19 protein-coding genes are annotated in these 16,689 nt (G+C 41.9%); all 19 read left to right on the top strand.

Annotated elements, in window-relative coordinates:
- Position 1 precedes the first annotated feature (1 nt).
- The 19 genes from THEAE_RS0111360 to THEAE_RS0111265 all read left to right on the top strand — a co-directional run bounded on the left by THEAE_RS0111360 (position 2) and on the right by THEAE_RS0111265 (position 16,634).
- A complete protein-coding gene (locus THEAE_RS0111360; RefSeq protein WP_039944441.1) occupies positions 2 to 1,102 on the top strand; it encodes an AAA family ATPase in 1,101 nt (366 codons plus the stop codon).
- Between the two features lie 34 nt (positions 1,103 to 1,136).
- Positions 1,137 to 1,421, top strand: coding sequence for a hypothetical protein (locus tag THEAE_RS0111355; RefSeq protein WP_028987556.1), 285 nt, complete (start codon positions 1,137 to 1,139; stop codon positions 1,419 to 1,421).
- A gap of 81 nt (positions 1,422 to 1,502) precedes the next feature.
- Positions 1,503 to 2,951, top strand: coding sequence for a vWA domain-containing protein (locus tag THEAE_RS0111350; RefSeq protein ID WP_028987555.1), 1,449 nt, complete (start codon positions 1,503 to 1,505; stop codon positions 2,949 to 2,951).
- 97 nt (positions 2,952 to 3,048) lie between these two features.
- On the top strand, positions 3,049 to 4,236 hold the full coding sequence (locus THEAE_RS0111345) for an RNA-splicing ligase RtcB (protein ID WP_028987554.1): 1,188 nt from the start codon (positions 3,049 to 3,051) through the stop codon (positions 4,234 to 4,236).
- Positions 4,237 to 4,260: 24 nt separating this feature from the next.
- Positions 4,261 to 4,563: a hypothetical protein gene (locus THEAE_RS0111340; protein WP_028987553.1), complete on the top strand. Its 303-nt coding sequence runs from the start codon at positions 4,261 to 4,263 to the stop codon at positions 4,561 to 4,563.
- Positions 4,564 to 4,939: 376 nt separating this feature from the next.
- A complete protein-coding gene (locus tag THEAE_RS0111335; protein WP_156920607.1) occupies positions 4,940 to 5,377 on the top strand; it encodes a hypothetical protein in 438 nt (145 codons plus the stop codon).
- Between the two features lie 336 nt (positions 5,378 to 5,713).
- Entirely contained in the window at positions 5,714 to 6,088 is a 375-nt protein-coding gene (locus THEAE_RS0111325; RefSeq protein WP_028987551.1) for a hypothetical protein, read from the top strand.
- Positions 6,089 to 6,090: 2 nt separating this feature from the next.
- The gene (locus THEAE_RS20745; RefSeq protein WP_156920606.1) at positions 6,091 to 7,233 is read left to right on the top strand and encodes an RNA-guided endonuclease InsQ/TnpB family protein; all 1,143 of its coding nucleotides are present in this window, start codon (positions 6,091 to 6,093) and stop codon (positions 7,231 to 7,233) included.
- A 208-nt stretch (positions 7,234 to 7,441) separates the two neighbouring features.
- Positions 7,442 to 8,188, top strand: a complete 747-nt coding sequence (locus THEAE_RS0111315) for a hypothetical protein (protein ID WP_028987550.1) — start codon at positions 7,442 to 7,444, stop codon at positions 8,186 to 8,188.
- A gap of 315 nt (positions 8,189 to 8,503) precedes the next feature.
- Positions 8,504 to 9,025 carry a hypothetical protein gene (locus tag THEAE_RS0111310; protein ID WP_156920605.1) on the top strand — a complete coding sequence of 174 codons (522 nt, stop codon included), beginning with the start codon at positions 8,504 to 8,506 and terminating at the stop codon, positions 9,023 to 9,025.
- A gap of 20 nt (positions 9,026 to 9,045) precedes the next feature.
- Positions 9,046 to 10,158 carry an AAA family ATPase gene (locus THEAE_RS0111305; RefSeq protein WP_028987548.1) on the top strand — a complete coding sequence of 371 codons (1,113 nt, stop codon included), beginning with the start codon at positions 9,046 to 9,048 and terminating at the stop codon, positions 10,156 to 10,158.
- 136 nt (positions 10,159 to 10,294) lie between these two features.
- Positions 10,295 to 10,588, top strand: coding sequence for a hypothetical protein (locus THEAE_RS0111300; RefSeq protein ID WP_028987547.1), 294 nt, complete (start codon positions 10,295 to 10,297; stop codon positions 10,586 to 10,588).
- 82 nt (positions 10,589 to 10,670) lie between these two features.
- Positions 10,671 to 11,999: a vWA domain-containing protein gene (locus tag THEAE_RS0111295; RefSeq protein WP_028987546.1), complete on the top strand. Its 1,329-nt coding sequence runs from the start codon at positions 10,671 to 10,673 to the stop codon at positions 11,997 to 11,999.
- Between the two features lie 60 nt (positions 12,000 to 12,059).
- Positions 12,060 to 12,407 carry a hypothetical protein gene (locus THEAE_RS0111290; RefSeq protein WP_028987545.1) on the top strand — a complete coding sequence of 116 codons (348 nt, stop codon included), beginning with the start codon at positions 12,060 to 12,062 and terminating at the stop codon, positions 12,405 to 12,407.
- A 37-nt stretch (positions 12,408 to 12,444) separates the two neighbouring features.
- Entirely contained in the window at positions 12,445 to 13,122 is a 678-nt protein-coding gene (locus THEAE_RS0111285) for a hypothetical protein (RefSeq protein WP_028987544.1), read from the top strand.
- A gap of 24 nt (positions 13,123 to 13,146) precedes the next feature.
- Complete coding sequence (locus THEAE_RS0111280; RefSeq protein WP_028987543.1) at positions 13,147 to 13,887, top strand: hypothetical protein; 741 nt, start codon at positions 13,147 to 13,149, stop codon at positions 13,885 to 13,887.
- A 107-nt stretch (positions 13,888 to 13,994) separates the two neighbouring features.
- Positions 13,995 to 14,780, top strand: a complete 786-nt coding sequence (locus tag THEAE_RS0111275; protein ID WP_028987542.1) for a hypothetical protein — start codon at positions 13,995 to 13,997, stop codon at positions 14,778 to 14,780.
- Between the two features lie 425 nt (positions 14,781 to 15,205).
- The gene (locus THEAE_RS0111270) at positions 15,206 to 15,829 is read left to right on the top strand and encodes a hypothetical protein (protein WP_028987541.1); all 624 of its coding nucleotides are present in this window, start codon (positions 15,206 to 15,208) and stop codon (positions 15,827 to 15,829) included.
- Between the two features lie 19 nt (positions 15,830 to 15,848).
- Entirely contained in the window at positions 15,849 to 16,634 is a 786-nt protein-coding gene (locus THEAE_RS0111265; RefSeq protein ID WP_028987540.1) for a hypothetical protein, read from the top strand.
- Positions 16,635 to 16,689: the final 55 nt, after the last annotated feature.

Here is a 16,689-nt window from a genome sequence, read left to right as displayed (position 1 = left end):
AATGCAAAAAATTGCTGATCTAAAAAACTATCTCTCCCAAAAATTCTTTGAGAGGGAAAGCGTTGTAGAAGGGCTGCTTGTCGGGCTTTTGGCCCGGCAGCACGTCCTTTTGATTGGGCCTGCGGGAACCGGTAAAAGCGCAATCGTCATGGAAATGGCGAAAGCCTTTGAAGGGATTCAATACTTTCAATGGCTTTTAACCCGCTTCTCCACCCCGGAAGAACTATTTGGTCCAGTTTCTCTGAAGGAACTGGAACAAGGTATTTACAAAAGAAATACGGCAAACAAACTTCCCGAAGCCCATCTGGGATTCGTAGATGAAGTCTTTAAGGCAAACTCGGCTATTTTAAACTCGCTTCTGACTCTGATGAACGAGCGGCTTTTTTACAACAACGGATACCCGATCAAAACGCCGCTCATCTCCCTTATCGGAGCCAGTAACGAATACCCCGAAGAAGGGGAGGGGCTGGAAGCGATGTTTGACCGATTCCTGCTCCGGTTCGAAGTAGGGTATGTAAAAGAAAGGGATTCTTTCGTTTCCATGCTTAAGGGATCGGAACCTCTTTCGCCTGAAAAAATATCCCTAAGCGAGCTCCAGGAGCAACAATTCTTGTGCTCTCTTGTCTCGATAGGGGAGGAGATTTACGAAACCCTGTTTGAGATAAAAAAGGAGTTGGGTGACGAAGGGATTCACCCCTCTGATCGCCGTTTTAAACAGTCTCTTTCTCTCCTGCAGGCCAAAGCTCATATGGAGGGTAGAACGGAGGTTATTCGTGAGGATCTCATTATCCTTGCGAACGTACTCTGGGAATCTCCGGATCAGAGAAATACTGCTATGGAGATTGTCGAAAAAAATTCCTTTGATACGGTTACCAGACGTATCAAGGAAATGAATGCAGAGTTGAATGAAATAATGCAAAGGTTTTATGACGACCCAAATGTGGATTTGGGTCTAGAAACCACGGAGAAATTAAAAAATCTATTGGAGGAGGCAAAGAAAATATTAAATGGGAACCCCCATAAAAAGGAGGAGATCACAGATTTAATAAATAAAGTGAAAAGAAGTCAACAAGATGCGGTCGACAAGGTATTAGAGGTTTAATTTTAGATGTTTTTTTAAAAAGGAGGCGTGTTTCATGATAAAGGAGGAAACGATTCAGCTTCTTCTACATCGCGATGAAAGAGCGCTCGTTGGCCGGATGGGCATGTCATTCGATCAACCGCATATTCTTATTTGTTTTGAATGCGAAAAGCCATTTCGTTACGAGCGGAAAGAAGAGGATTATTTGCAGACAAATGACGAGGGAGAAGTGATTCCGGATTTTTGGATTGAGTGTCCACATTGCGGGGCATGGGAACAAGTCGGATCTGTATACCCTCAATCGTTCGAAGTTTTGGCGCTCATTGTAAAAAAATCTTAAAGAGGCGGTTTGCGCCTTTTTTTAGCCCCCGACTAAAATGCCGGGGGCTTGATTTTAATTTTAAAAAAAGGAGGTAAAAAAATGAAAACGATTTTGAATGCCGATACTTCTGTTTTAAATACCGATGCTTTTGATCGGCGTCGATTCGAGGAAATCTACAATATGTCTTCGAAGCTGCAGCAGTTAGGCAAAGAAAGCATTCCCGGCATTCTGCTTTACCCCCTGATGGGGGATGTGTGGGCCTCTCTTTATAAAATGAGGCCGGAATTAAAGCAAGAAGTGAATGCGGAGGTAGAGACGAACAAAAATATCATTGAACGGATCATGAACGATGAATCGTTTCATGATATACGGAAGACGACGCGTTTGGATGACATTTCGTCTGCAATCGGAACCGTAAAATACACCGAAAAAGTGTATGAATGGTTCAATCAGGAGAAAGAAAGAAATCAAGAAATCCAAAATGCGTTGAAGAATTTTCAGAAAGCATATCAAAAACAACAAGACGAAGAAAACCGCAGAAAAGACCAAGACGGGAAAAATAAAAGAAACAAAAAAATAGAATCACTGGAGGAGGCGTTAAGAAAAGCGATTTTGAATTCCATCCAGTCCAACCCCTCCAGCCTCCAGTCCGCCTTTGCTTCCGCCGCTAAGGAAACCAAAGAAGCAAAAGAAAATTTGAAATCTCTCTTTGGCGGAATAAATGCAGGCAATGAGGAAGCGGAACTGAGTCGTATTCCGTTGCGTGACCAGATTGCGGTTGCTGAAAAACTAAGTAAGCAACCGAAAATAAAAAAGGTCGCGGAATGGGCGGGGCGATTTAAGAAAATTGCCCAGAAGAAACAGAAAGCAAAGCACACAGAAGCAATAGAAAGATCCGGAGTAAATCTCGGGAATGAAGTGGAACGTCTTCTACCGATGGAATTGGCGAATTACAAACACGCAAGAACAGATTTTCTTCGCCGATTTGCTGAGGGGCAGACGTTCATTTACGACAATAAAGGAAAAGAGAAAACGGGGAAAGGCCCGATCATCCTTTGCTTGGATCAGTCGAGCAGTATGGATGGCGATCCGGATGAGCAGGCGAAAGGTTTTGCACTTGCATTAGCCTCAATCGCAAGGAAACAACACAGGGATTTCGCCTATATTCCCTTTAACACTAAAGCGAACATTGCGATCTACAAAAAAGGGAAGATGACAGCAAAAGATCTTGTGGACATGGCAACTTCCGAGCCTGTTGGCGGCACGAGTTTTGAAGCGCCGCTTAGACTGGCGATGGAAACGATTAACCAAAGCCGCTTTAATAAAGCAGATATCGTTTTCATCACCGATGGAGAAGCCGGCATATCCGAATATTTCATCAATGAATTCTTAAAGACCAAAGAAAAGAAAGAATTTAAAATGCGTTCCATTTTGATTAGAGATTATGTAATAGAAAATATATCGAAACAAATGGAGCGAATTTCCGATCAAGTGGATGTGGCGAAGGATCTTCTGGATGAAAAGGCTCTACGAGTATTCGAAATTTAATATCTAAATTTACCAGGAGCCCTGCCTGTTAAGGTAAGGGTTCCTGGAACTATATTTCTTAAAACAAAATAACAGTTCAAAAAAAGGAGAGATTAAAATGATAATTTTACAGGGAAAACATAATCAAGCCAAGGTGTTTGCAGACCAAATCGAAGAGAAGGCAGTGGCTCAACTTATCGAGCTATGCAACCAGGAATTCACGAAAGGTGCCAGTATCGCAGTTATGCCGGACGTACACGCCGGAAAAGGGTGCACGATCGGCACCACCATGACCATCCAGGATAAGGTTGTTCCCAATCTGGTTGGTGTAGACATCGGGTGCGGAATGCATGTAAGCAAATTGGAAGAGAAAGATGTGGATCTGGAGCGACTGGACCGAATTGTACACGAGAAAATCCCTAGTGGCTATGAAATTCGCAACAAAGCGCACCCATACGAAGAACACATCAATTTCGCAGGATTAAAGAGCAGGCGTCATATCGATATGGATCGGGCAAAACGAAGCTTGGGAACGCTCGGGGGAGGGAATCACTTTATCGAACTAAATCGAGATAAAGATGGAAACCTGTATTTGGTGATTCACTCCGGAAGCCGCTACCTTGGGAAACAAGTGGCAGAATACTACCAGGAGGTCGCATATAAGGAGCTCATGAATCTCAAAAATAAGAAAGAAACCTTGATTCAAGAATTAAAGGCGCAAGGTAGGGAAAAGGAGATTCAAACGGAGCTTAAGAAATTGCAACCTGCAAAAGTCAATAAAGAGCTTGCCTATTTGGAGGGGGAATCCTTTCGGGACTATATTCACGACATGAGAATTACCCAGATGTATGCGGAGATTAACCGGAAAGCGATGGCGGATGAAATTATTAAAGCAATGGGATTAACGCTTGTTGAAGAATTCACTACCATCCACAACTATATTGACACAGTAAACATGATTCTTCGCAAGGGAGCCATTTCCGCAAGAAAAGGGGAAAAAGTGATTATCCCGATGAACATGCGTGACGGAAGCCTTATCGCCATCGGAAAAGGGAATCCGGACTGGAATTATTCCGCCCCACACGGAGCAGGACGGCTATTTAGCCGTTCCGCCAGCAGGGAGAAAATTTCATTGCAAGAATTCCAAGAGGCGATGAAGGGGATCTATTCCACATCCGTATGCGAGACAACGATTGATGAATCCCCATTTGCCTATAAGCCGATGGAGGAGATTATCGCCAACACGAAAGATACTTTGGATATTGTGGATGTAATTCGACCGTTGTATAACTTTAAAGCGCATTAATTTAACAGTTATTGGAGGTAGATTATGAAAAATCACGTTTGGGTTAACGGACGGCTGCTTCAAACAAACAAAACCTGGTCGCATCTGAAGGAACGGCAGAAAGTTTGGATTGCTGAACTTTTAAGAAGCGAGTATATACGTCTTGGTCAAAAATTGGGGCACCCTCCTCAGAAGGATAAATATGAAATCGTTTTAAATAGGGTCTACGCGCAAATAGAGGAGCGTGGAATATGGATACCGTTTGGCGAAGTTAGACGCTATTTTCGCTCCAAAGTTAACAGGTACAGAAAGGCGCTGGAAGCCGCCGAGAAAAAGATTAACAGGTAAGGTCAATTCAGTGAAAAATCTTCTGGATAAAAGGCCTTATAACAATCAAAAAGGTGTTAGAGGTCAAAAAAATCCCAAGAGCCTCACTAGTTAAAGTAGAGGCTCTTGGAACAGTATATCTACCAAAAAAAAAGAAAGGAGGAAAGGCGCCTCCAGCCCTAAGAGGTTGGGGTCACCGCGCCGCACAATATTGATGATAAAGGGCTATAATTTAAACCTAAACCTTTTTACCCCTAAAAAACACATCCTAACGATAAGAAAAATTCAGGAAGGCTTCGCTGATTTCGGGAACACAGGGGAATTAATTATCGATTGGTTCCCTTTCAGCACAAGATTTATAACGAGTATCTCGGTTAATCAAGGAGAAAGAATAGATTTGTTAAAGTATAGAGGAGAAATTTCCATAAAAACAGGAGATATTTTAGCGCATTACACCCCAACAGGAAATTGGGTTGGAAAAGTACAATATATCGGCAATATAGGCATTGAAGAGGACATTCACATCCACATCGTAAATGCAACCTGGGAAGGAGCATACAATACATTGGTAACAGGAGTGTCCGGTCTTGGCATTTGGGAAGTAGACGGTTCTTCAGGGATCGTCGAAACAAATCTGTATCATAAGCCGATACCGTGGAAAATCTACGAAATTGCTGATCGTGCCGTGGAGATTGTAGATTTTCACAAAAACCCATTCTACCAACATCCCGAAGAGCGAGAAGAAGCGCTTCGCCGCATCCTCGAAGTGTTAATGAAAATAAATAAAGAAAGAGAAGACCTGTATCAAGCTAAGCAAATTTTGGATAATATATAACGATATGCTAAGCCTTCGCCAGTATCGGCGGAGGCTTTTGGTTTGTATAACAAAGCTTGCAATATAAGTTGAGAAAGATTATAATAATACTACAGTAGTTTGAGCTCTAATTCTTCTTCTCCCATCACAGGGAGAGGATAATAGTGTAACCTTTCCTTCTTCCACCACCGGGAGAAGGAATTATAGAAATACCACAAACACGGTGGTATGCGCATACTTTTTTTTGTAAAAACGGGTCTGATAGTTTAGACCCTTATTGTGTTGAAAATGGCGATTTCTGCTAAAGGCGGGAATCGCCTTTTTATATTTAAAATTCAAAAAAAGGAGAGATGTTAGATGAGTCATTTTAAGGTTGCGGTTATCTCTAAGTCTCCGGATCAGGTAAAAACTCTACTTGCCCCCTATCAGGAAAACAACGGGGAGGATTGCCCAAGGGAATTCCTGGAATTCTTTGAAGTTGAAGGAGAGTATCTGGAAAAGTATCAAAACGAAACAGCTACCATGGTAAAAACACCCGACGGGCATTTGATTTCACCGCGGGACGAAGAGCTAAGGGTACCGGGAACATTTGGCTACGGAAAAGATACCCATATGTTGCCGGATGGATACGAGAATGTTGAGGTTAAACTTTCTCACCTTTACCAAATGCGCCGTAAAGCCCCGCCCTTTAGGGCTGGGGATATAAGGCGCCTGCCACGAAAGGAGGTGTAAAAATGTATATTGTTAGGAAGTTAAAAATAGGGAAAACCAAAGAGTTAGATAATCTTGCTAGGAACGCCGGAGAAACCTACACGAAAGTATTGGTAGGATTCTGGCGTGTTGTTCGGAAAAAAGGAATATGGCTGAGTCCGAATGCGATGATGAAAATGGTTAAGAATCGGAATCTACACTCTCAATCGACGCAAGCCATCGTTCAAACTTTCTTTGCTTCGCTGAAATCATGGAGAGAACGAAGAAAAACGGATTTAAAAGCAAAGCCACCAAAACGACGTAGACGATATTTTCGAATCCAATGGAAAGAAGATGCCATCCGGATCAAAGATGGACTTCTTTATCTTTCCAACGGAAAAGGAAATAACCCGCTTGTTTTGCCGTGGCAATTCGAAAAGCCGAAACTTGTCGAAATCGGTTGGGATGGAAAACAATACGAATTAAGAGCGACATATCTGAATGAGCCAAATCTAAAACAGACTCAAGGCGATAAAACGGCAGGAATTGATTTGGGCGAAATTCATATCGCAGCTGTTTATAATGGGGAGCAAAGCTATATCTTTAACGGCAGGCTTCTTAGATCGAAACGAAGATACCAAAACAAGTTAAAAGCTTTTTTGCAAAGCAAAATCGACAAGAAAAAGAAAGGTTCTCGTCGCTGGAGGAGATTGATTCGCTCGAAGGCGAAACAGCTTGCAAAGATAAGAAACCAAATCCATGATATTCTGCACAAAGAGACTACCAAACTTGTCTCAATCCTGTATCGAGAAGGGATTCAGACGGTAGTGATCGGAGATGTGCGGGATATTCGGAAGGATATTGATTATGGGTCGGTCGCAAACCAGAAACTGCACCAATGGGCTTTTGGGAAGACAAGATACTTCATCCAATACAAAGCCGAAAGGTTAGGGTTAAAAACCGTATTGCAGGATGAATCCTACACTTCACAGGAATGTCCGGTATGTGGGGTTAGACACAAACCGAAAGGCAGGGAGTTCAAGTGCACATGCGGTTTTTCCTACCATCGGGATGGCGTTGGTGCAATCAATATCCGGCGCAAGTATCTGGGCTTAGGCCCAGTAGTTGGGGTAATGGCGTCCCCCATCGGTGTGCGGTATCAGCCGCATATGTGGTGTAGCTCGTGATAAGCGAGAAAGAATCCCCGCCCTTTAGGGCTGGGGAGAACGTCAACCACTTAAAGTATAACACGGGTTAGAGTAAAATGTTCAGGGATAGCATCATGCAATTCACAAGATTATTCGAAGGAACAATCAGAAACCACCCTGATTATTTTATTACAACAGTACAGGGGCGAAAGTCCCTGTTTTCTTTAAAAAAATGGAGGGATTAAAAATGGGAACATGGAGGATACTGAAATTTGTCGGTGATATTTCACAGCTTAATGAATTTCGTGAAGACTTGCTCAGAGAATTAAATGCCTACCAGACTGTAACTTTTAGAGAATTAAACGCTTACCAGACTGAAACCGATGTTCGTCGTATTATGCCAAAAGATGTAGACAAAGTAATGAACATCTTTCGGGAAAATACTCACGGATATGTAAAAATATTAGGAAAATGTGGTAAGGAAGATAAAGGAAAGATTATCAAAATGGTAAACGTAGATTTTAAGTTTTTTCGACGGAAGAGGAAAATTGGGGTAAGAGCGTACTTTTACATCTTTGAAGGATTGTGCGTAAATCGAACCGTTTTCTTTACAAATAGAAAATCCTTTGAAGATATGTGGGAAGTTATAGGAGATGTAATGGGATTACGACGCTCAGAAGAAATCAGAAATTATCTATCGTACAGAAAGAGAAGGGAAATGTTGTTAAAAGCCGCAAAATGCGGTATTGAAGTAGACGAATTGAGAGCAAACATTAGAGAAAAGCACTTAGTTGATTTTAAAGAACCGTGTTTCCTTTTAGTTAGTACAATCACAAAGCGGATTCTTCATACACCGTATGGAAAATTTGAAATAAAAAGATTCACAAAAGACGCAAGAAATGCTTTCTTAATAGTAACAGGAGCCCGTCGTGTACCATACGGCAAAAATGCTATGAAAAAAATCGAAGCTCTGTTGCTCCAAGCTTCGTTATAGAAAAAGTTGTTTAAAAAAAATAAATAACCATAACTTTCCGGGAGCTATTTGCTCTTTTTTGTTTGACAACAGCTAACTAATATAATAAAATTAAAGTATAGGATTTAGACCATTTTTTTCTTCTCCCATTCGAGGAGAGGATAGTCATTCATTTCTTTTCTTCTCTCATTACAGAGAGAGGAAAAACAAAGTTCATTTTAGTGTAAAAAAACAAAAGCCATTTCTTTTAAAACGCATTTTGTTTTAAGAGGAGTGGCTTTTTTTATTTTTTTAAAAAAAAAGGAGGTGAAGTGGCGCTTCAAGCGTCCCAAAAAAATGAAAAAAATAGTTTTTTATGGAGAGGGGTCTGTTGGAGTCTCTATTGACAATGATAGACTCCTTATCAAAAAGCTCGGGGGAAAATCCCCCGATGTAACTCTTCTATTTCCAATCATGGATGCGGCTTATCCGGATTGGAAAAAAGAAGGGGAAAAGCTTCACCGGGGAAGGATTAATCCCTGGAAAATCACCGTCCATAGAGGGTTAAGCGGAGCCAAAGATTTCAGGCTCCGTTACTTGGAGGATGAAAACTTCGGCTATTTTCGTACAGGAGGCGTGATTCACGTCTCGATGTATGAGAGGCTAAATTGGGACATCATTTTCACCGGTTGGCTAGGGGATTTCGTCCCGATTGTTGCTGAGATGGTAAACGAATACCCCGCGATGGTGCAAGAGGGAATTCGTTTAGCCGTCTCGGATGGTGATTTTGAGGATTGGAAACAGCCCGGAGTAACGTCCGGGTTAAAAGAAAATATTGAAAAAATCTCCCGAGCCAGGGAGATTATGATGAAAATTTAAATAAAAAAAGGAGGATTTAAATGAAAAAGAATCTTGTTTCTATTCTTTTGCAGGCCAACATCCCGGTTCTCCTGTGGGGAGAACCGGGCGTCGGAAAATCTAGTTTCGTGGAAAGTCTCGGGGAGGAATTTGGAATCCCCGTAAAGACCCTCATTGGGTCCTCTATGGACCCGACAGATGTAATGGGTCTTCCACGGCTCGAAGGGGAATTCACCCGCCACGCCCCGTTGGCGTGGGCGAAAGAATTCATTGAAAAGGGGAAGGGAATTGTCTTCGTGGACGAGCTTACAACCGTCCCTCCAGCCGTACAGGCGCCACTCCTACAATTGGTGCTGAATAAGAGGCTGGGAGACATGCAGCTTCCCACCGACGTTCGTGTCGTGGCGGCAGCAAACCCCCCGGATCAAGCTGTTGGCGGTTACGAGCTCGACCCACCTATGGCGAACCGCTTTGTTCATGTCGAGTGGAACATGGACGCAAGCGAGTTTGCCGACGGAATCATGAGCGGATTTTTTTATCGTCCGCCCGTGTTGCCGGAAGGATGGGAAGCAGGCAAAGGAAAGTACAACGCCCTTGTGTCCGCTTTTATCAAACGCCGTCCCGACCTCCTTTCAAAAACAAAAATTGAAAATCCGGCGTTTCCTTCGTTTCCTACGCCGCGATCTTGGGCGTCGCTTCTAGTGCCTGCCTTAGCGGCATTGGAAGCCGCCGAGATGGGTGAAGACGAAATGCTTGTCGCGGCATCCGGCGCCGTTGGGCGCGGAACTGCGCTGGAATTTTTCACTTTCGTAAGGGAGGTGGATCTCCCCGATCCCGATCAGTTTCTCCGCGATCCGAAGACATTCCATCTTACCGGGCGAGGCGATCGGGATTATGCGATCGTAAACTCGGTTGTCGCTGCGGCAATCCGGCATAACAATATTAAGTCCTGGATGGCCGCATGGGAGGTTTTAGGGAGAACCGCTGAGCAAGGAAGCCCTGCTATCGGGGCTTCAGGTGCACAGGCTTTGAAAGCCTGGCAGTCAAAGGCGGAAGGGAATCTAAAGTCTGAAATGAACAAACATCTCAAAGACATCCTTCCGCACCTCCAAAAATTCGTCCCCCTTCTAAAAGAAGCCGGGATGATGAATTAACAAAAAAAGCCCTCGAAAACGGGGGCTTTTGATTTTAAAAATATGCTATTTCGATTATTGAGTCGGAATGAAAATTCGAGCATCCATAATAACCAGAATATGGTATCTAATAAAACGTGGCAGGGAGATGTTTGTAATGGAAAAAAGCGTAACGAACAGAGGATTCACAATCATTAGTTTTACTGATTTGTACGGGGTAAAATGCTCCTTGCAAAAATCATCATTGGCGACTGAAGATGCTATTTGGTTAGGTGTCGATGATGCAGACCCGAAGATTATGGCAAGCAAGACACCTCAAGGTGGAACTGGTTGGGTGCGATACGACATCCCCGACGATGTAATGCTTTATACAAGGATGCATTTGACAAGAAAACAAGCGAAGGAATTGGTCAATGCATTGAACGTATTTATTGAAACTGGCGACTTGTGAAATTAAATTTATGAATTTTAACTGGAAAATGATTCGTCTATTTCAATCATAAAACCCGAATACACAAAAAAGGAGGATAAGAATGAATTTAAAATTAGACGCAGCCATTTTTAGACTGCTAAAAAAACGTCCGTACTTTGCTTCGGCAGTATACTCTCTCCTCCCTATAGAGAGTGAAACCGTAGAAACGATGGCGGTATCGGAAACGGGTGTTCTTTATTACTCTAAGAACGTCGAAAAATGGACAACAGAAGAGATTTCGGCGGTACTTTACCACGAAATCCTTCATCTTTTGCAGGTCCACTTCGTACGGCTCAAAGAATACCCGCATGAAGTGGCAAATATTGCGGGGGATCTGGAAATCAACCAGATTCTCAGAGAAGATGGTTTTCAACTCCCTGAGATCGACGGAAAGGAAGCCCTCTTTCCTGAGCCCTTCGGATTCCCGAAGAATCTCTTGGCAGAGGAGTACGCCGAATGGATTATGAAAAACGCCATTTTGCGTAATGGCGGAAATCAATCCAACGGCACCTCTGGACAAGAGGGGGGTCAATCCGGAAATCAATCTGGCGGCACCTCGGGGCAAGGTGGAAGTCAGCAAGGTGGAGGTCAGTCGGTAGACCAAGGAGACCAATCTTCCAGCCCAGCCAGCACTGGAGGGGCGAAACCAGGGGCTGGGGTGAGCGGTTCCGCCGCAACCGGTCGCACTGCCCCTTGGGAGAATGCCGAATCGGAAGGGAAACTTACCCCCGGACGGCTTGAGGTGATCCGAAGGGAGGTTGCCCACGCAATTGCAGAAGCGGCAAAGGGGCGTGGAGACGTGCCCGGCGGGTTGATCCGGTGGGTAGAAACTGTCCTTGAGCCTCCGAAAGTGGATTGGAGGCTCATGCTGCGAAATCTCATTCGTTCGGGTGCGACGAAAAGCGGTGCGGAGGATTATTCCTTACAGCGACCGAACCGCCGAATCCGGACGACAGAATACCTGCTTCCCGGGATGATCCGGCGCCGTCCAAATGTTGCGGTTGTAGTAGATACCAGCGGTAGCGTATCCGACAGAGAGCTCGAGGAGCTTTTGAGTGAAGTCCAGGGGCTTCTTAAGTTTGCGGATTTATCATTGGTATATGCTGACGCGGCGGCATACGGTGCGCATAAGATTACGGACAGCAGTAAATCAGCTTTCCGTCGCGCGTTGAAAGATGCCCGCGGTGGAGGAGGAACGGACATGGGGGAATCGGCCAAAGCGGCGGCTAAGCTTCGGCCCAGACCGGACGTAATTGTTGTCTTGACCGACGGTTTAACTCCTTGGCCGGATCAACCCCTTCCCGTCCCAATGGTGGTAGGTATTATTCGTCCTAATAAAGATGTGTGGGCGAATGTACCGGCATGGGCGAAAAAAGTGAAGATTGAATAAAAAGGACGGGCCTCGGTCTGTCCTTTTATTCTTCTTAAAGAGAGGAAGGCGGAGAAAGAAGTGGAATTTTTCTATCGCGATGACACTCTCTATCTACACTCTTTTGTTTTAAACACGTTAGACAAGGCTCGCAAACATGGGATCGAAGTGAGCAGTCTTGAAAAAAAATACCATGAAATAGATTATATAGTTTTTGAAGAACCCTGCTTTCTTTTACTGCAATTCAATTGGATGAGATATCAGAATAAGTGTCTTTTTTATACGCCATTTGCGGTATTTGAACTTAAAAATAAGTTGGATTGTAGCCCTAGACGCATTTTTAAAGAAATCACCGGGGCCAAGAGAATTCCTCGTGGAAAAGACGCAATGAAGAAAATCGAAGCCTTATTGCTTCAGGCCTCGATTTAGAACCTTGTTTAAAAAGAAGAAAAAGGAGGTAAAAAAAATGACGAAAGATTGTCATGGTTCATATCTACGAAACATGCAGAGTAAGAAGGAAATTAACGAATCTATTATGAGGATGGCCTATAATATTGGCTATGCCAAGCCGTACTCTTTGCGGGCTTTAGGTCTTCGTTTGCGCCTTCGTTGGTTGTTTCGCCATGATTCGGCGCGTGTATATTTACCGCTTGATCAAAACGAAATCAAAGTTGAATACCGTAAGCGTTGGGGTTCATATGTTTGCTCTATCTTTTCGAAAACAGTTCCCCAGAAATATAAAACGATAGTGATGAAACAAACGTCACATCACAAGCTGGTAACCGATGACGAACGAGAGTTTAAAATTTATTTGTATATTCAGTTTAGAGAATACAGAGATTACGTGCGAAAAATGGGATACGAAGGAATGTTGAAATTTCGGAGAGACCAGATTTCGATATCTGAAGCGTGCGCGATCATTTTAAAAAAAGTCAACAAAGAAAGCGAAGAAATATGGCATGATTTGCGACCGATTGTTGTATTGCGTTCGGGAAAAGTTTATGAACTTCCGAAACGCGGAGAAATAGGAATGTCGATGCTTGTTGATGATCCAAAAAAACTTTTCCTGAGTTTAACCGGCATGGATCTTTCTGATGACGAAGAAGCTGTCGAAGCGGCTTTGGTCATGGCTTTGATGTCGTGAAAAAAGAAAGGGGATTAGAAAAAAATGGAATATAAAAGCATATACGATAATCTAAGCCAAATTAAAACAGACCTGATGGATTCCATAAACCAAGTCCAAAAGCGCGCCCGAGTGCGTCTTTTGGACGAAGCAGATGTCGAATGGGCCATCGAAAAAATGAAAAAACATCAAAGCGGAAAAATTGAACTTATCGGCGGGGCGGTTTCTACCGCATACAAATACCGTGCAGTTTCAACGTTCGTTCAGTTCGCCTTCCTTCGTCGGAAAGAGAAAACGGCAGTGTGCGTCAAAGTAACGCGAAAAAATGTGTGTTCGCATGGCGTGATCACTCGCCGGAGATTCAAGGAACTCCCTTTGATCTCCTATAATGACTGCGACATCATGTCGTTATACGAGTGCTTCGTGGGGCTCAAAAGGCAAATAAGGGTCATTCGATATATCTTTTTCCGTAAAGTTAGGGAAAAGATCCGCAATGTTTTAAAACAATGGGAATTCGTTCTTCCGTTCCATCGTAACGATTTCCTGATTGAAACCGCCATATGCCGTCGCGGCTGTCCGCTAGTGGTAATAAGGGGATCAGAAATAAATAACGGAAAATATGTCATGTATTTTATTCTCCCAAAGCCGTATGGTTCGTTCCGGTTTGAAGGATGGATTTTTCCTGCGGAGAGAAAAATAGAAGAAATATTTAAGAATGCAACCGGGGAAAAAATACCTGAAACACCGGAAGAAATCGCCGCGATATTAACGATGACAAAGATCTAAAAAAAAGATCTAAAAAAATGAAATGGGCACGTTCCATTCTATACATCTTAAGATGTATCAGACGGAACGTGCCTATACTTAAATAAAAAAAGAAAGGAGTATATTCTATGATTCGTTTTGTAAATAAAATCAAAAAAGTTATTCCGGTCAACGAACTAGATAATTTTGGTAAAAAAATGTTAAAAGATTTATCAAACCACGAGAGAAATGCCGATATTTGTAAATTCACATCTGAGGATATACAGAAAGCTATAGAAATCATCAGTAGAAATGCATACGGGCGTTTTTCAGTCCAACCCAAATGTGATGTTAATCAAAAAAAGACTCTGTTTATGAAGATCGACTTTATCAACAGGAAGGGGAAAGTTGCATTGAAAGTGCGCATAGATGTTGATTACGTGCGAAGTATACTCACGCGAAAAACTTTCTTTGTAAGAAAGAAAATTATAGGAAATAAAATATACACGGATCTATTTTATAATTACAAATTAAAAGACGTTGTGGAATTGATGCTTGGTTATGATCGCTTCCATAGGCTTAGAATATATCTTGCATATCGTATAATGAGGGAGGAATTGTTTAAAGCGGCCAAATGGGGAATTGATGTTAGCGAAATAAAAGAGAATCTAAAAGAGAATCTAAAGAAATATTTTCTTGATGGTTATTTTCCCGAAGAAAAAGAAATTACTTTTATAAACTTCGAAGAGCCGTTTCTTTTGGTGGGAGGTTATAGAAATAACATCCTTTACACCCCTTTCGGGAAGCATAACGTTAACCGTAATACTACCAGTGCTCGGGAGGCATTTAAAAAATTTGTTAATATCAACCGTATGCCATCGGGTAAAAATGCACTAAAGAAAATTGAAGCCTTGTTGCTTCAGGCTTCGTTATAATTAATATAATTAATAATCATCTTAATGCGGCAGAAATCTCTAGTCTTAGTAGGCTGGGGAGGAATGTCGCATTTCTTTTTTCTCAAGAGGTTTTCTTAAAAAAAAAACTTGACGGTAAAAGTCCGGTAAAGTATATTAATAATAACGGTTTATTTAATTCTTCTAATAATCATCTCCTATAACCGGGAGAAGATCGCTAAATCCCACTTTTCTTCCCCTAACACAAGGAGAAGAAAAAACAAAAGCCATTTCTTTTAAAACGTTTCTATTTTAAAAGGAGTGGTTTTTTTATTTTTTAAAATATATTTTAAGGATGATGGTATGCGCATACCAAAATATCATACGCGCTAACTGATGCTGGCCATCTTCCCCAGCCCTAAACTTTAATATTTTATTTTTTTTTAAAAAAAAAGGAGGAATAAACAATGAGAGGCAAAGCAGCTAACCTGGAACTAATTCTTCATCTTCCCAAAAGAAATTTTAAGATCAAAAAGATAGTAGAAGGTTTTCAAAATGGGGAATTTGTAGCTGGATGGAGACCTCAGCATAAAAACATCGCCATCAGTATAAATAATGGCGAGTGGATCAGGCAGGGCAAAATAGCCATAAAAACAGCAGATGTAATATCAATGCAACTTCTTACCGGTAGTTGGACAGGAAAGGTATATCAAATTTTCAGAACAAATCTATATAAAGATATACCTTTTGCGACAGAAGGCGAAATATTCATGCGGATAGAAGATGTTTCTTGGGAAGGAAATCTTGCACAACTCGAATATGGGGTAACCGTATTCGGGGAATGGATAGTTAATGACGGACACATCAAAGGAATGGTCGATGGATATAAAGGAGGAACAGTCGAAACGCCTGAATACCCCGATCCCATCCCTTTGGATATGTACTTCCATGCGAAACGCTTGTGTGATAATATCCACTCTTATGATTTCGCAGATTCGGAAGAAAAAAATGAAACGCTCCGCCGAATCATTTCTTTTTTGATAGACTTAAAAGCTGAAATTGAAGCGAAAAAAATTTTAGAAAAACTTTAAAAAAAAGGAGGATTTGATAATGATCCGTTTGAGAGAAACAGACCACGTTGTGAAAGTAACGGAGTTAGAAGATTTAGGCGAAAAAATATTAAAAGATTTAGCAGTTTACTATAAAAACACATATCAATGCCAAATACAGTCAATTGATATGCGAAAAGCAATTAAAATCATCCGAAACAGATCGTATGGTCGTATATCAATCACTGGTAAATGCAAAGATTACCAAAAAGACAAACTATTTATTCAGATTAGATTTATCCACCGAAAAGGAATTGTTGCTGTAAAAGTTTCCGGGTACAATGAAGTCGGTTGGAGTGAAGGTTCATTGGTAAGATCGCGTACCAGAAAGAAAATAATGGCCAAAACGATCGATCCGGATCTTATTTGGAAATTGAGAGATGTTTTGATTTTGATGATTGATTCTGAACGTTTCGTTAGATTAAAAAATTATCTAGAATACAGGAGAAAAAGAGAAAAACTGACTAAAGCATCTAAGTGTGGGATTGATGTAGGCGAATTTAAAGAAGTTTTGAAGTCCGATTATTTTTATAAGTGTCATCCTGAGATTGAATCTAACGACGAAATTAGATCTGGAATTGAATTTATCGACTTTGAAGAACCGTTTCTTTTAGTTGGCACACCCGAAAAGCACATTCTTCTTACTCCTTTCGGGAAATACGAAGCCAGTATGGAGATTCACTATGCACGAGAGGCGTTTAGGGAGTTAGTCAATGTCAAACGTGTGCCTTATGGAAAAGATGCCATGAAGAAAATTGAAGCCCTGTTACTTCAGGCTTCGATTTAAATTAAAAGTAAGGGCTCTTGGATATCTCCAGGAGCTCCTGATAGAATTTTTTTTA

Origin of the sequence: Thermicanus aegyptius DSM 12793 (genome assembly GCF_000510645.1) — a bacterium.
Classification (GTDB): domain Bacteria; phylum Bacillota; class Bacilli; order Thermicanales; family Thermicanaceae; genus Thermicanus; species Thermicanus aegyptius.
Note: the sequence above shows the minus strand (reverse complement) of the source record. Positions and strands in the feature narration are given on the sequence as shown.

Excerpts from the sequence above, each read along its gene's own strand:
- THEAE_RS0111310 (WP_156920605.1), top strand. The coding sequence starts at position 8,504 with ATGAAAAAAATAGTTTTTTATGGAGAGGGGTCTGTTGGAGTCTCTATT.
- THEAE_RS0111360 (WP_039944441.1), top strand. The coding sequence starts at position 2 with ATGCAAAAAATTGCTGATCTAAAAAACTATCTCTCCCAAAAATTCTTT.
- THEAE_RS0111340 (WP_028987553.1), top strand. The coding sequence starts at position 4,261 with ATGAAAAATCACGTTTGGGTTAACGGACGGCTGCTTCAAACAAACAAA.
- THEAE_RS0111325 (WP_028987551.1), top strand. The coding sequence starts at position 5,714 with ATGAGTCATTTTAAGGTTGCGGTTATCTCTAAGTCTCCGGATCAGGTA.
- THEAE_RS0111265 (WP_028987540.1), top strand. The coding sequence starts at position 15,849 with ATGATCCGTTTGAGAGAAACAGACCACGTTGTGAAAGTAACGGAGTTA.
- THEAE_RS0111350 (WP_028987555.1), top strand. The coding sequence starts at position 1,503 with ATGAAAACGATTTTGAATGCCGATACTTCTGTTTTAAATACCGATGCT.
- THEAE_RS0111285 (WP_028987544.1), top strand. The coding sequence starts at position 12,445 with ATGACGAAAGATTGTCATGGTTCATATCTACGAAACATGCAGAGTAAG.
- THEAE_RS0111315 (WP_028987550.1), top strand. The coding sequence starts at position 7,442 with ATGGGAACATGGAGGATACTGAAATTTGTCGGTGATATTTCACAGCTT.
- THEAE_RS0111345 (WP_028987554.1), top strand. The coding sequence starts at position 3,049 with ATGATAATTTTACAGGGAAAACATAATCAAGCCAAGGTGTTTGCAGAC.
- THEAE_RS0111295 (WP_028987546.1), top strand. The coding sequence starts at position 10,671 with ATGAATTTAAAATTAGACGCAGCCATTTTTAGACTGCTAAAAAAACGT.
- THEAE_RS0111305 (WP_028987548.1), top strand. The coding sequence starts at position 9,046 with ATGAAAAAGAATCTTGTTTCTATTCTTTTGCAGGCCAACATCCCGGTT.
- THEAE_RS0111355 (WP_028987556.1), top strand. The coding sequence starts at position 1,137 with ATGATAAAGGAGGAAACGATTCAGCTTCTTCTACATCGCGATGAAAGA.
- THEAE_RS20745 (WP_156920606.1), top strand. The coding sequence starts at position 6,091 with ATGTATATTGTTAGGAAGTTAAAAATAGGGAAAACCAAAGAGTTAGAT.
- THEAE_RS0111270 (WP_028987541.1), top strand. The coding sequence starts at position 15,206 with ATGAGAGGCAAAGCAGCTAACCTGGAACTAATTCTTCATCTTCCCAAA.
- THEAE_RS0111275 (WP_028987542.1), top strand. The coding sequence starts at position 13,995 with ATGATTCGTTTTGTAAATAAAATCAAAAAAGTTATTCCGGTCAACGAA.
- THEAE_RS0111300 (WP_028987547.1), top strand. The coding sequence starts at position 10,295 with ATGGAAAAAAGCGTAACGAACAGAGGATTCACAATCATTAGTTTTACT.
- THEAE_RS0111280 (WP_028987543.1), top strand. The coding sequence starts at position 13,147 with ATGGAATATAAAAGCATATACGATAATCTAAGCCAAATTAAAACAGAC.